At 41.1% G+C, this 14,072-nt stretch carries 10 protein-coding genes and 1 pseudogene; 1 reads left to right on the forward strand and 10 read right to left on the reverse strand.

The annotated features are described in order from the left end of the window. Positions 1-341: 341 nt before the first annotated feature. The 4 genes from V7K89_RS21755 to V7K89_RS21770 all read right to left on the reverse strand — a co-directional run bounded on the left by V7K89_RS21755 (position 342) and on the right by V7K89_RS21770 (position 6,400). Positions 342-1,481, reverse strand: coding sequence for an NAD(P)/FAD-dependent oxidoreductase (locus V7K89_RS21755; protein ID WP_335190794.1), 1,140 nt, complete (start codon positions 1,479-1,481; stop codon positions 342-344). Between the two features lie 138 nt (positions 1,482-1,619). Continuing rightward, positions 1,620-2,513, reverse strand: a complete 894-nt coding sequence (locus V7K89_RS21760; protein ID WP_335190796.1) for an isopenicillin N synthase family dioxygenase — start codon at positions 2,511-2,513, stop codon at positions 1,620-1,622. 4 nt (positions 2,514-2,517) lie between these two features. Further along, positions 2,518-4,542, reverse strand: a complete 2,025-nt coding sequence (locus V7K89_RS21765; RefSeq protein WP_335190798.1) for a bifunctional metallophosphatase/5'-nucleotidase — start codon at positions 4,540-4,542, stop codon at positions 2,518-2,520. A gap of 475 nt (positions 4,543-5,017) precedes the next feature. After that, positions 5,018-6,400 carry a M10 family metallopeptidase gene (locus tag V7K89_RS21770; protein WP_335190800.1) on the reverse strand — a complete coding sequence of 461 codons (1,383 nt, stop codon included), beginning with the start codon at positions 6,398-6,400 and terminating at the stop codon, positions 5,018-5,020. Positions 6,401-7,142: 742 nt separating this feature from the next. On the opposite strand from V7K89_RS21770, the pseudogene V7K89_RS21775 reads away from it, so the two are divergent. After that, positions 7,143-7,334: pseudogene (locus V7K89_RS21775) on the forward strand (nitrate transporter); the annotation flags it as partial. Between the two features lie 12 nt (positions 7,335-7,346). On the opposite strand, the gene V7K89_RS21780 reads toward V7K89_RS21775, so the two are convergent. From V7K89_RS21780 to V7K89_RS21805, 6 genes are all read right to left on the reverse strand, one after another. Beyond that, positions 7,347-10,367 (reverse strand): UPF0182 family protein, encoded by a 3,021-nt coding sequence (locus V7K89_RS21780; protein WP_335190802.1) that lies wholly within the window; start codon positions 10,365-10,367, stop codon positions 7,347-7,349. 49 nt (positions 10,368-10,416) lie between these two features. After that, the gene (locus V7K89_RS21785; protein WP_335190804.1) at positions 10,417-10,584 is read right to left on the reverse strand and encodes a type II toxin-antitoxin system HicA family toxin; all 168 of its coding nucleotides are present in this window, start codon (positions 10,582-10,584) and stop codon (positions 10,417-10,419) included. 39 nt (positions 10,585-10,623) lie between these two features. After that, entirely contained in the window at positions 10,624-10,830 is a 207-nt protein-coding gene (locus V7K89_RS21790; protein WP_335190805.1) for a DUF1902 domain-containing protein, read from the reverse strand. A gap of 35 nt (positions 10,831-10,865) precedes the next feature. Continuing rightward, positions 10,866-12,614 (reverse strand): NAD+ synthase, encoded by a 1,749-nt coding sequence (locus tag V7K89_RS21795; protein WP_335190837.1) that lies wholly within the window; start codon positions 12,612-12,614, stop codon positions 10,866-10,868. A 98-nt stretch (positions 12,615-12,712) separates the two neighbouring features. Next, positions 12,713-13,459 carry an NUDIX hydrolase gene (locus V7K89_RS21800; RefSeq protein ID WP_335190807.1) on the reverse strand — a complete coding sequence of 249 codons (747 nt, stop codon included), beginning with the start codon at positions 13,457-13,459 and terminating at the stop codon, positions 12,713-12,715. Next, on the reverse strand, positions 13,420-14,019 hold the full coding sequence (locus tag V7K89_RS21805) for a nicotinate-nucleotide adenylyltransferase (protein WP_335190808.1): 600 nt from the start codon (positions 14,017-14,019) through the stop codon (positions 13,420-13,422). Before V7K89_RS21805 ends, V7K89_RS21800 begins: the two co-directional genes overlap by 40 nt. Positions 14,020-14,072 lie beyond the last annotated feature (53 nt).

Genomic DNA, 14,072 nt, shown 5'->3' on the forward strand with positions numbered 1-14,072 from the left:
ACTGCTTCTCTGCGTGGCGTAACCATCCCTGCTAATTACTATTTCCGGTTTCCTTCCTGATTATACTCTCCCCGTAGTAACAAAAGAGGGATTACACAAAAACCCTCTCAAACTCTCATTTCTCGGTGACGCGCCAGTTGCTTCTCCCAAGGGGAGACGCTGCGCGAACAAGTCGGGGAAGCCGCCCAACGCACTGGCTTCTCTGCGTACTCTGTGGTACCATACGGAAAGCCGCTTTGCGTCTACATTTTCCGTTACCTGTGCGTAAGTCCTAAATTCCAAAGTTTGACTGCACCTAATGTATCAGCATCAGTAATATGTATATTTTTCGCTGCGGGCTTTTAGATTAGTATTTGTGTAATAATTTCATCTTCCTGGCTAGTTGCAAAATTAGCAAAGCGCTTTGCCAAAGGTGGTATCAGCACTAAAGGATTACTAAACCCAGAGAAAACATGAACGCTTTTAAATCCAGGGATAGCACCAATTAATGGGAGTTGATTGCTACTAAATGCCACTAAGCAGTGATACAAAGTCGCTGGTAAATTCTCCAATGCTGGTAAAATTTGACCAACACTTTTTCGCAACCATTTTTCGCTTATATCTGAGTTTACCTTGGCTTGAGGATCTGCGATCGCCCGGCTAATTTGACCGATGCGGATAGTGCCATCTTGAAACTGAATCGCACCCACATCTAAAATCGCTGGTACTAACTCATTACCAAGTTCATCCCATAATTCATCAACTTGCGTAGATTCAGCTTCTAGTTGAAACCGTTGCAGATTCGCTGGCATAACTAAAGTGCGTAACTTGACATCAACGGGTGAGGTTTTAATGATTTCTTCGTGAGTAAAATACAGCTTGATAGAAACACCAGCAGATTTGAGCAGCTGGCGACTGAGTCCACCCGCACAAATGACAACGTTAGCACTGTGGAAAGTTGCAGTGGTAGTTTGGACGCCATCTTGCAATATTTGCAATACTTGAGTAATTTGCATTTCACCGCCAGCACGCTCAAAAGCTTGGATGTAAGCTTGTGCTGTTTTTTCTGGGTGAATATGACCGTGTTTGACAGTTAAAGCCCCAGATATTGCCTCTCGATTTAGCTGCGGTTCCAACTCACAAGCTTCTTGAATATCGAGTAAACAGGGTGGAATCGCAAAATGATTATATGATGCCGCAGTTGCTTCCGGGTCGTTATGGGCGGAAATAGTCAGTAATAAATCTAATTCCCGAAATTGGATATCAGCGTCTAACTCTTGAGATAGGATATGGTAACGTGCGATCGCTTCTTCGCACAATCGCCGAGTTAGTGATGTAGTACCCGACCAATAGGCCAGCCCACCATAACTATAGCGAGTTGCATTCTGTGGTCTGCTGTCTTGCTCCAACAAAAGTACACAAAAGCCAGTTTTAGCCAGTTCATAAGCGAGTGCAGCACCCGTAATTCCAGCGCCAACCACAATCCAGTCGTAGGTTTTCATCTTAAATATCTTTGTTAATTACGAATTACGTTAGCGTAGCGTAAAGCCTGTGGCATAGCTGCGCTTAGAGCGAGTCTGCGTACTCTGTAAGAGTTGCAAGCTACGCTTTTAGCGTCTCGTAGAGAGCGTCATTACGAATTACGAATTACCATAAGTTGCTTGTAAACGGCTTAAAAGATATTCTCCCGCAAGGATAGGGGCATAGATAGGCGATTGTTCTTTCTGGCAACTCTCCAAACAAGTAATTTCTGTATCATCATTAGGATGACAGAAAAAAGCCATAGAATATCGAGACTGATTCACCCTATGATCAGTGGGAATCATTACTCGATGCTTAGTTGAGCAAAATCGATGATTTGTCCACCGTTGCATTAAATCGCCAGTATTGACTATTACAGTATCAGGAATTGCAGGCGCAGCAATCCACTCTCCAAATGCTGTCTGTACTTCTAACCCGCCAATGTCATCTTGAAAAAGTAAGGTAATACTGCCATAATCGGAATGCTCACCAGCACGTACTTGTCCGGGTTTGGCTGGTGTCTGCGATGGGGGATAGTGTAATAGTCGCAAGGTATGATTTTGTTGATTATGTCTGATAGTAAAAAAATCTTCTGGTAATTCCAACGCCAACGCATAAGCTTGTAATATCGTGTTAGCAAATTCTGCACAACTATCATAAAAGGTGACAATAGAAGCATCTATCTCTGTAACCGCTTGTTTGTTAACATTAAATGCCTCTTTTAAGTCGCCTGGTTTATTGGGGTCAAGACGTTCTCTCTCAATCCCAACGTAACCCATATTACTAAATTCATCACTCCAAGCTTGTTTTTGCTTAACTTCTAAAGGGAAATTGAAAAAAGATTTGCTGTGAGCGAATACTTCCTTGATTAAGTCTTTTGATATATCGGAATTTTGTAAGTACACGAAGCCAATTTCATGACAAGCTTCATAGATTTGTTTGATGACAGCTTGTCGATTTATTGCGTTGCCCTTAGTAAAATTAGTAAAATCAATTACTGGAATTGTCATCATTGATTCAAAACACCATATTTTTACGCAACTTCAGATTTTGAATGCGAGTATCTTTGGTAGCTGGTACATCTTCCTGAGCAAATGGAATCTGCTTAAAGTTAGCAGCCAGATATTCTGCTAATGCATCTTGTTCAGAACCATCAGCAGCAAAGGTAGCTAAACCTGTGCGTTTAGCATCTTTTGATGTCAAATCAACCTGTTCTGTTTTCGGAAAAGGATAGCCATCACCACCACTTGCTAGGAAATTTAGGGTGACAGTGCGGAAGATGCGATTAGAGTCACCCACTAACTCTGCATTTTTCACCACTACATCAATAATTTTGCCTTTGCCATCTTTGATCGCCAAGGATTTAACACGCTTACCTGCTGGCAAATTTGGGTCAAAGCTAAAGGCTAATCCCGCTACTTGGGGAAAACTGCCAGGAGTAGTACCCGGCGCTATACCTGCTACACTGTATTCAATTATTACTACTAGTTCTTTAGCATTCAAAGTAACTAAAGTCAAGCCATCGTTGAACCGTAAAGCATTAGTGATATCAAGTTGGGAAATTTCTTTTTCTTTTTTGCCTGCTACAGGATTTGCTTGGGGTGGTAGTTTGATAACATCCTGTGAGCGAGTCGAACCTGGGGGAAAAGTATATATACCGATATTGTCACGGATACTACCACCATTTTTAATGGAAATAACAGTTTTAGGATCGTATCGTTTAGCGATCGCTAAATTAGCTTCGGCTGTCAAATTCCCGAAATTGGTTTCTTGGGTGCGGACATCACCCCGCCAGCCGTTAAGGAAAACGTTGGTTTTCCCAAAAATCTGACCATCTTGGGCAATAATCACTTTTTTGAGTGCTTCTGTAATCGCAACAATTTTAGCATCGGGTTTCCCACTTACAGCAGCTACACCTTGGGAATCAGTCGCATAAGCCCCGCTGATTTTGGGGTCAATACTTTTAGGAATAATTACTCCATTGGCATCAAAGTTAATTATTAGACGACCAACATAACGATAGTTACCATCGGTATTAACTACAGCTATCGGATTACCATCTGCGGCTTTTTTGATGATTGGATAAGTTCCAGCAGATTTATCACCCACTCGCAGACGATCTGTTTTGTCGGCTAGTAAGGTATTGGAACCGCCAGCAACAATAATATCTACTCCCTTGAGTAATGTTGCTAGCTTTTGCTCAATGGCAATTTGCTGCATGTGTGCCAATAAAATGACTTTATTAATCTTGGGATTTTTTGTCAGCAGTGTATCAACAGAAGTTTGAATTTCAGCAGCTAAGGCGGCGATATCTGCGGCATCATGGTCATTAAATTCTTTAGGCAACACAGTCACACTACCGGGAGAAGAAATAGTCCGCAGTGTGGGAGTTGTCGCCCCAACTACACCTATTTTTTCACCATTGACGGTAATAATGGTACTATGGGCAATTTTATTCGGAATTTTACTTGCTTCTTGTCCATCAGTAGTAACTAATTTTGCCAGGTCTTTATCAGTGCTGAAGTCGAGATTTGTGCTGAGATAAGGAAATTTTGTCCCTGGGTAATCTTTTTTAGCGCCAAGTAAGTCGGCAACCACACCCGTACCTAAGTCAAATTCATGATTACCAAAGGCGATCGCACCAAACCCAAGAGCATTTAAAATTAAAATATCTCCTCGTCCTTGTCCGCCAAAAGCTGTGTCACTGGCAAATAAGAAGGGGCCAGGAATATAAGCATCTCCAGATGAAAGGATTAAGGTATTAGGATAATCAGGCTTACCGTTACGATTAGTATCCTGATTTTTGAGTGCATTCAACACCGCTGAAAAGTTGGGTGCATCCTTCAGCGCTGGCACACCTGCTTCTTGGTCGGAAGTATGTAAAAGTTGTAGTATGAACCCTGACTTCTGTGCTGTTTTAACTTGCACCACACCACCAGTAGTTCCTAAAAATAAAAAGATGCCAGATATAATCAAGCTAGTCCTTAAATCTCGGCGATTAAACTTACTTAAAAATCGATTTTCCCGATTGAAAAAAGACATAATACATTTTAGAGTTCATTAGTGGTGAATAATTTTCTAGTTTGTTACAACCAGAAGCTATAATATTTAACCACTATTCCAGACATCCAGCGCAAATGTGTGCTAGGAATTATATAACTTTTGCCATTTATATGATTATTTTTACATCTTTACAATAAAATCTGTAATTCTTTTCGTTTGGTTTTCTTACTAAGCGATCACATATAACAATCCTAATCAGATTGTGAAAATTTTTGTTATAGTCGTCCTTGGTCATTTGTCCTTTATAATTGCAAATAATATCATGTCTGGCCAATTAGTTATAATTCCCTTTCTCTATGCAGAAAGTCCAAAAACCCGTCTCATCTGATCTCTGCGGTCTTAATGATAAGTCTTTAACCGGACATGATATAACAAAGGACAAATGACTAATGACTAATGACAGCCAACTCCAAAAATATTTCACAAATGATTTGATTGATGACTTAAACAGGACTTAAGCAACAACGACAATATCTGCATTATTCAGGAATAATCCAGTATTGAGTGTAGCAATTTCGATTTTGGCGATCGCTCCAGTGCCATCTTGATCGAAGAAGAGAGAACCATTACCTGTGTTGTAAATAAATCTTTGACTACTTGTAGTGGCTGCTGTACCGATCGCAAAGTTATTGGCAGCGATCGTCGCACCAGCAACTAGCCCTCCACCAAAACCAGCGGCAGAGACAACAATGCTATCCTCCAGTACGTTAAAGTCAGTAATCCAGTCAATTCCTTCACTGCCAGATTGGAAAGTAAAGCGATCGCCTCCAGCCCCGCCAACTAGGATGTCATTGCCAGCACCACCATTGATGACATCGTTCCCGTCCTCGCCAGAGAGATAATTATTGTATTCATTCCCTATGAGAGTGTCATTAAAGTAGCTTCCTATGGCATTTTCAATAACACATATACCTTCTTGGGAGTTAGCGATCGTAAATCCTCCACTAACACCAACAACTTGACTAATGAAGCCGCCAGCATTAGGGTCGTTATTTGCCAGAGTAGCATTGTTCAAGTCAATAATTACCGAATTACTTGCTTCTTGACCGGATATGGTATCTGTTCCGCCTGCATCCCAAATACAAGACCAATAAGTTCCTACACCATTAAAGGATGGAAGTGAATAAAAGTTATTACCTGTGTTAAATGAGCGATTGATACCGTAAATATGTTGGATGGCGGCGATATCAAATGCCATTGGTCCTGCTGCAAATCCCCAATTTGCCTTGTACCCAGGGGAATAGGGACTCAGTTGGGTATTGTAGGACATGATTGTTGTCACAAACTGATTGAGATTCAAATCACCAGCATCTGAAGCATTATCAACGCCAGGAAAGATAGAAGAACCTCCTCCATTGTCGTGAGGATGAGCTAATCCCAAAGCATGACCAATTTCGTGGATAAAAGTGTAGTAGTAGTAGCTACCAACTAAGAGTTCTGAATCAGGATAATATTGATAATACTCCCAGTTAATTAGAACATCTCCTTCTGCAAAAGGGTTAGAGGATTCTCCTGGTGGCTCTGCTTGACCTAGTACGCCATCACTGTCAAAAATAGAAGAATCAACACTATGAAAGGTTAACTCAGCTTGAGAATCATTAAAACCAGAATATTCTAGCTGGAAGTTAGCGACATTCGCCCACGCCTGTATTGCATTAGTGAAGGCATTTATTTCAGTGTTATCGAAGTTGTCATCCCAAGACTTATTATCAACAAATGAATAAGTGATTTTTCTACTGTCGTTTTCAATCTTCCAACGACTGCCCCATAGTAAGCTGTCTACATAGATTGAACCAGTTTGAGTAACATCATCAGTAGAATTAACAAAATTAGACATCTGCTTCTCCTTTTGAGAATTTAGAGTGAGATAGTTATTTCAAAGAATATGGAGTAGATAGAGCTAGGTTTTTACTCAATAAAATTAGAAGTAAAATTCCTAATAACTTTGCATTTTGTGTGTAAGTGTAATGATGCTTGTAACTGGAACTACCAACTCATCCACAAAATACATAATAAAAAAAAGTATAAAAATTATTCATTCACCCTTTATGTAGTCTTATCTGCAAAATAATGTATGTAAAATTGCAGAAAACTGCATTGTAAAAATCACAAGGTTACAAATAAAAGATAGTGCAAGTATTAGAATTTAAGGATTAATACTAAAAAGTTGATTGTCTTTGGTGTAGATACGGTTTTTATAAGCAGTAAAAGAACAAGGCAAACAGGCAATCTAGAAATTACTGCTCGTTCCATCAGCTTAGATATTAAGGAGCAATCGTACGTAAGCTCTAGCAATAACTGCGTTCTCTTATAAATTCTATAAATTGTATTCAATTTACTAATTAAAATTTGCTTTTTTAATAAAGTAAAGTCAAGCTTTATCTCTTCTTTGTATTACTACTATCGCATCGTAATAATACCTAAATTTTTGGATTACTCATCAATGAGGAGAAGATATAAAAATATTTTATTTAAGTAATAATACGTATAATTTAATACACTTTTATTCGTGCTATTTTGTGTTGTTGCCGCAGTATTTACGAAATATTTTCCATGAGAACTGAGGCAGAGAAAACAATATGTTTTTAGACATTTTAGCTAGCCTGCAACGGTTATTTGTCAGTTACATTCCAGCCGCTGTATTAGGTAGTTTCATCAGATATTTAATCGGAATGAATAGCATGATTTATTAGCTATTTAGGCTAATATTTCAGATACCACATAGTATTCCTTCTATAGCTTTGCTACCTATTGCCCTAATTACGTTTCAACTGGACTTTCCCTTAACCCGGCGGGGTTGCTTCTTCAAAGGGACGGATAATCGCCGGGGCTGGTGTAACTTCTGGTTTAAAGATTCCCTGCAATGCTTGTTCTAAGGTTTGCGCCATAACAATCCGGTTTTCGTAAGCCACTACTACCCGTACCAAGGTTGGCAGACTATTCTGTGTAGCTTCTAGATAGATTGGCTCGACATACAGCAGCGATTGCTCAATGGGAATTACTAGTAGATTGCCTTGAATAGCTCTCGAACCCTGGCGATTCCATAAGGAAATTTGCTGAGAAATTACTGGGTCTTGGTTAATTCGCGCCTCAATTTGCTCTGTTCCGTAAATCAGGCGTTCTTTAGGAAAGACATATAACACCAACTTACCGTAGTTTGTGCCATCCGATCGCGCCGCTAACCAAGCAATTAAATTAGTCCGTTGTTTGGGAGTATAGGGTAGAAGCAGAATAAATTCTTCTCTACGAGACGCTACGCGAACGCCAACAAAGTCTACAGTGGGTAGACTAGTAATCAAATAATACGGATCTACTGGACGGGGTTCGCTACCATAGATTTCATTCGGAATTTGCCACTGGTCTTCCCGATTATAAAATACCTGAGGATCGGTCATGTGGTAGGTCATCAACCGCTCAGATTGAATTTTGAAAAAGTCCTCTGGATACCGAAGATGAGCGCGGAGATTGACTGGCATTGTACTGAGCGGTTTGAACATGTTGGGAAATATCGCTGACCAAGTAGCAATAATCGGATCGCTGCGATCGGCAATATAAAAGTTAACAGTGCCGTGATAGGCATCAATTACTACTTTGATAGAATTACGAATGTAATTGATTCCATTGCTACCAGTGTCTGAGTAGGGATAGCGATCGCTCGTTGTGTAAGCATCAACAATCCAGTAAAGATAACTAGGATTACTTGGTAAATCTTGATTAGCAGCAGCAGCCACTAAATAAGGGTTGCTGTCAAATTTTAAAAAAGGTGCGATCGCTTGAATTCTTTGCTTGACATTTCGTCGCATTAGCACTCTTGTATCTGGCAAAAAGTCCCGTGTCAGCAGCATCTGCCAATCTTTCAAATACACGGCATATAGCCACCGTCGCCATGTTGAACCGATTTCAACGCCACCTAGACCTTCATAATAGTTGTAAACATTGTCACTACCGCTCGGATAGTCTAGCTCTCTAACTTTTGTGCCAGTCATTACATAAGTATTAGTAATCTCACCGTAATAAATCCGGGGTTGCCCAATCGGAATACTTTGACGAACGGCTTGATTAGAAGTTGTGAGAGCACTACTATTACCGCTAATATCTTTAACAAAATATTTTGGTAGCCCACCCGGTCCAACTGTATTAACTGGACTAACAGTAAACCCGAAACCGTGGGTATAAATTAAATGGCGATTAACCCATGTTTGAGCTTCCTGCGGTACAGCACTGTAATCTAATTCTCGTGCGGCAATCAATACCTGCCGCCGTTCTGTTGATTCAACTACTTCCGGCTTAGATTCTGGTGGCTTTTGGGGGGCAGGTGGTCGAGGTGAAGGTTCATCTGTTTTGAGAGTATATCGATCAATATCGGCATTAGGGAATCGATAATAGGGGCGAATTTGTTGCAGTTGACGATTAGTTTCTAACAGTGGTCGCTGATCCCACAGGCGAATATTCCGAATTGTCGAGTCATTCTTTTGAATATCAGCTTCAGTCAATGTTCCTTGGGGGTTGAAGCTTCTAGAATCAATCGCCTCTAAATCGAATGCTTGGCGAGTCAAGGCAATAGTCCGCTGAATGTAGGGTTGCTCTCGTTGCAACTCATTCGGTTGGACAATTAAATATTGCACTACAGTAGGTAAAACCACATAAGCAGCTACAACTAATACTAGATAAACCCCTAATCCGTAAAATACAAAAGAACGATACTGAGATTTGGGTTTCCAAAAAAATGTTCGCCAAAGTAGGTAAAAGGCGATCGCAACTGCCACAATGCCCAAGACGGTGTAAGCTGGCAACTGGGCTGTGACATCGGTATAGCTAGCACCATAACTCACACCACGGCTAGAATACACGATTTCATAGCGACTTAGCCCATAACTCAAAGCTACTACCAGCATCAACAAGCCACCTATACCGAATAAATGACGCTGCTGCTGGGGCGAAAAACCAGGGAAAATTCCCTGACTCAAACTATCCGCCGACAAGAGATAAGTGAGAGTAACGGCGAGGAAGCCATACAAACATAATCCCATCAGCCAGAGTTCTAGTAGTTCCCAAAAGGGTAAGGAAAATACGAAAAAGCTGATATCTCGACCAAATAAAGGCTCAGTGCTGTTGAAAAGCGTGGGGTGGAAATATTCCAGCACCTTTGGCCAGTGTCGGAATATGATGAAGGCAAAAACAGGACTGGAGAGAATTGCGATCGCAGTCAGTAAAAATTGAGGATAGATTAGGATTGCGATCGCTACTCCCACAATTAAACCGAGATACCAGACTTGAGAGACAATCTGCCTCAAAAGTTGCCAGATTGTATCCAGTCGGAATAGGGCGGGAACAGGTAGAATAGTCTGATTAACTGGAGAATGCCAGTAGAAAAGAGCAATTTGACCATAGTGAGCCAGCATTAACCCAATCAACAAGCTAAGAACCACAGTTAAGGGTAATAACCAGCGCAATTTTAATGATTGAAAGCGTTGCGGCCCAAGTATCCGGGTTTGGTTGCGTCTTGGATAATTAGGACTGAGAAAATTTGTTAATTCACTGTTGAGTTCTGCTTGCTCAATCTTTAGAGACTGGGAATATTTTAGCCGTTGTGCTAAAGCCAGGTTTAGCAGTAGATAGGCAGCAGTTATTCCAGCCACGACTACCCACAAAATACCACGAGTCAGCAGCCTCAACAAAAATACTTGGAGATAGCCGACTTCCTGAAACCAAAAAATTTCTGCTCCCAGACGGGAACCTAGATCCAGAAGTAGCCACAGCCCAAAGAATACAATTAATAGTCTAAAGCCCCATTTCCAATGCATTGATATGTAATTTTATCCCCCTAAAAGGCTTTGGGAAGTCCAGCTTGTTTCAAAACTCCGTTAGCGTATGGCGTGACTTGATGGTTCCGTCTACAACAAACCGATGATCTGTGATTGGACTGTACCAGATTTCATGATCTCCTTTGCCTTGCCGTTCAAAGTAGCACCCAACTTCTAAAAGCATCTTTTTCAACTCAGGAGTAAACGACGCACCCATCTATGAAGCCACCTTAATCAACTCTTGTCGATGGCTGGTTCACTCAAAGGTGATAGAACCCACATAGTCAGGAGGGACAATTTTGTTCAGAATGATCAGCTCTGGAATTATTTCTCGCAGCTTTTGCGTCAGAACCTTAATCGTAGAAGCTTCTGTTACCAATCCAGGTACGTCATCACTAGTTGCTACCCAAACTTCTGCATCTGAATCCCAAAATGCTTCAATCTTATACGTGATTTGTGCCATCAGCAGTTTAAAGTAGGAAGAGGTTTGATAACTAATTACTTGATTTGCGGATGGGCATCTTGTCCATCCCAACAGACTAAGGTAGGTGTAACTATGCTTTTAGTCTGGTAAGCATTTTTGACACCAACCCAGTTACTAGCAATTGGCATTCGCCAACCGGTTCCAAAAGCGCGATCAGTGATTTTTAAGCCGGGGGGTGCTTGTCGCCGTTTAAATTCAGCCCGCGCCACCATTTGAATTACTTTGTCTACAATCACCGCATTGTAACCGGCTGCAACAATTTGTGCTGCTGATTGGTAATTGTGAATCAGGCGTTGCAAAATATCGTCCAAAATTTCGTAAGGCGGTAGAGAGTCTTGATCGACTTGGCCTGGTTTGAGTTCAGCGCTGGGTGGTTTAGTCAAGACGTTTTCCGGGATAATTTCACGATTGCGATTTAACCAATGGCAAAGTGAATACACACGGGTTTTAGGTACATCTGCAATCACCGCCAACCCGCCATTCATATCACCGTAGAGAGTACAGTAACCAACTGCCATTTCTGACTTGTTACCAGTAGATAAAAGCAGATAGCCAAATTTATTCGCGATCGCCATTAATAAGTTACCGCGAATCCGAGACTGGATATTCTCTTCAGCCAGTCCAAACTCCGTACCTGCAAACAAATCATCTAAAGTATGATCGAAGCCTTGCATTAACTCGCCAATTGGTAAAAGATGAGTCTTAATCCCCAAATTTTCGGCTAATGCCACAGCATCACTGATGGAATGCTCGGAACTGTAAGGGGAAGGCATGAGAACACCGAGGACATTTTCTTTACCAAGTGCAGCCGTGGCGATCGCAGCTACTATTGCCGAGTCAATCCCGCCACTTAAACCTAACACTACTTTAGAAAAGCGACACTTACGAGCGTAATCTCGCACTCCCAAAACCAAAGCTTGCCAAATTTCTTCATCTTCCGATTCATACATCGGTTCTACAGAACCCAACTGCAAATCACGTTGCACCTCGTCAAATTCTACTATTAATAAATCAGTGTCAAAACCACGGGCACGAGATATAATTTCACCTTGACGATTTAAGGCAAAACTACGCCCATCAAAAATTAGGTCATCATTTCCCCCAACCTGATTAGCGTAAATCATTGGTTGTTGAAAACGTACTGCACTATGCCTGAACATTATTTCGCGAAACTGCTGCTTGGCAACAGTGTAGGGCGAAGCAGACAAATTTACAGTCAAATCTACACCCAAAATTGCTAAGTCAGCAATCGGATTCACTGCATAACTACGTTTGCCCCAAAATTCCTCATCGTTCCATAAATCTTCGCAAATAGTTACGCCAATATGGATATTATCGAGAGTGAAATAATTGGCTTGCAAACCTTCTTCAAAATAGCGGCGTTCATCAAAGACATCGTAAGTAGGCAAAAGTCGTTTGTGAAAAACTTGCTTGACTGTGCCATTCTCTAACAAAGCCATGCTGTTAAATAAAGTTTTACTGCCAGTAATAGACGCTTGGAGATTCGGTTCAACAGTTCCTACCAACACAGCTAAATTTGGTGGTAAATCCTGAGCCAAGTTTTGTAAAGTGATGCCCATCGCTTCTACAAAACTAGGATTTAGTAATAAATCTCTTGGTGGATAGCCACACAAAGAAAGTTCTGGTGTCAACAATAAACGCGCACCGCTAGATGCTGCTTGTTGTGCTGCCTCCAGGATTTTTTGGGCATTTAAAAGCAAATCACCGATAGTCGGATTAATTTGAGCGATCGCAATTTTCATATTGTTTGTCATTTGTCATTGGTCATTTGTCATTTGTCAAGAGTCATAAGTTGCTCTGAACTTAAGACTTTTAACTCTGAACTTTGGATAGAGATTGGTTAAATAAACACTAAAGGTTTATCTTTTAGGGGAGCAAAAGCTTCCGCGTCAAACTTATACAAACTAGCTGGACGACCAGCACCCCGTGATACCTTAATTCCGGTATCGCATAAAAAACCTAACTTGAGTAGACGCGCTCGAAAATTAGAATAATCGGAAAAATTGTCACCTAAAACTGTGGCGTATAACTGATATAAATCATTCAAGGTGAACATTTCTGGTAAGACTTCAAAAGCCACTGGGCTATACTCTAATTTATTTCGTAACCGCCGATGTCCATAAGTCAGAATTTCGTTATGGTCAAAAGCTAATTGTGGCACTTGTTTTACCGGATACCAAGCAATGCCAGTCATGCGATCGGCAATCAATTCAGCTTCTTCAAATCGCACTAAGGCAAAGTAACTAACTGATAAATAACGCACACCATAACTATCAGTTGCTTCCCGGGGATCGCGATTCGGCCCGCCAAATGTATACAGTTGTTCTAAATAGAGATTGTTGACCTTAATTTTCTCTGCCATAATGCGATAAGCGGCATCTTCTAAAGACTCTCCTGGACGTACCAAAGTACCGGGAAGACTCCAATGATTTAAAAATGGTTCTTGCTGTCGCATTACTAGTAGAACTAACAGCCGATTTTGTACAGTATCTACAGAAAAAATTACATTATCAACGCCAACCTTGAAATCGGCCAAAGGTTGTTGGTTTAACGGAGTTGGTATCTTTTTTTGTGAACGTCCTGGCATTCGTACAAATGCTCTCGATTAATATAGGCAACTACAGGGGCTGTGAGAGCTTGGGGATCTCCATGTTCGCGGTACGCTGTTGAGGAAACATCTAGACCGGTTAGACTAGCGATCGCAATCTTCCCTCCCAGCTTTTGCACTACCTCTGAACTAGATTCATCTATTGCATATCCCGGTCGCGGTACAATCAGTAGTTGCACTTCCTGTAACAAATCTTCAATGCGATACCAACGTGGTAGCTGACTCAGTAAATCTGAACCAACGATCAACGTCAATTCAGCATCTTCACCCCAAGTAAACTTGGCTTTTTCTACTGTTTCCAGTGTTCTGAAGCTACTCAATTCTTGTTCCAAAGCAATATTGTGCCGTGGCGCATCTATATCCGCAATCAACAGTCGCAGCATTGCCGCCCGATGTTCTAAGGGTGTTTGATGGGACTTAAATGGATTATCCGCTGCCCAAACCGCTACCCAATCATAACGCTCAGACAACCAATTCAGAATTTCTTGATGTCCAGCAGTTGGTGGATCTGCACTAGTACCAAACAAAGCAATTTTCATAGTAATTCGTAATTAAGACACACTGAAAAAGTACTTTTACCTCTGTGTACTCG

The sequence above is a fragment of the Nostoc sp. genome (genome assembly GCF_036917515.1).
Classification (GTDB): domain Bacteria; phylum Cyanobacteriota; class Cyanobacteriia; order Cyanobacteriales; family Nostocaceae; genus Nostoc.

Excerpts from the sequence above, each read along its gene's own strand:
- V7K89_RS21805 (WP_335190808.1), bottom strand. The coding sequence starts at position 14,019 with ATGAAAATTGCTTTGTTTGGTACTAGTGCAGATCCACCAACTGCTGGA.
- V7K89_RS21785 (WP_335190804.1), bottom strand. The coding sequence starts at position 10,584 with ATGGGTGCGTCGTTTACTCCTGAGTTGAAAAAGATGCTTTTAGAAGTT.
- V7K89_RS21790 (WP_335190805.1), bottom strand. The coding sequence starts at position 10,830 with ATGGCACAAATCACGTATAAGATTGAAGCATTTTGGGATTCAGATGCA.
- V7K89_RS21770 (WP_335190800.1), bottom strand. The coding sequence starts at position 6,400 with ATGTCTAATTTTGTTAATTCTACTGATGATGTTACTCAAACTGGTTCA.
- V7K89_RS21755 (WP_335190794.1), bottom strand. The coding sequence starts at position 1,481 with ATGAAAACCTACGACTGGATTGTGGTTGGCGCTGGAATTACGGGTGCT.
- V7K89_RS21765 (WP_335190798.1), bottom strand. The coding sequence starts at position 4,542 with ATGTCTTTTTTCAATCGGGAAAATCGATTTTTAAGTAAGTTTAATCGC.
- V7K89_RS21800 (WP_335190807.1), bottom strand. The coding sequence starts at position 13,459 with ATGCCAGGACGTTCACAAAAAAAGATACCAACTCCGTTAAACCAACAA.
- V7K89_RS21795 (WP_335190837.1), bottom strand. The coding sequence starts at position 12,614 with ATGAAAATTGCGATCGCTCAAATTAATCCGACTATCGGTGATTTGCTT.
- V7K89_RS21780 (WP_335190802.1), bottom strand. The coding sequence starts at position 10,367 with ATGCATTGGAAATGGGGCTTTAGACTATTAATTGTATTCTTTGGGCTG.
- V7K89_RS21760 (WP_335190796.1), bottom strand. The coding sequence starts at position 2,513 with ATGATGACAATTCCAGTAATTGATTTTACTAATTTTACTAAGGGCAAC.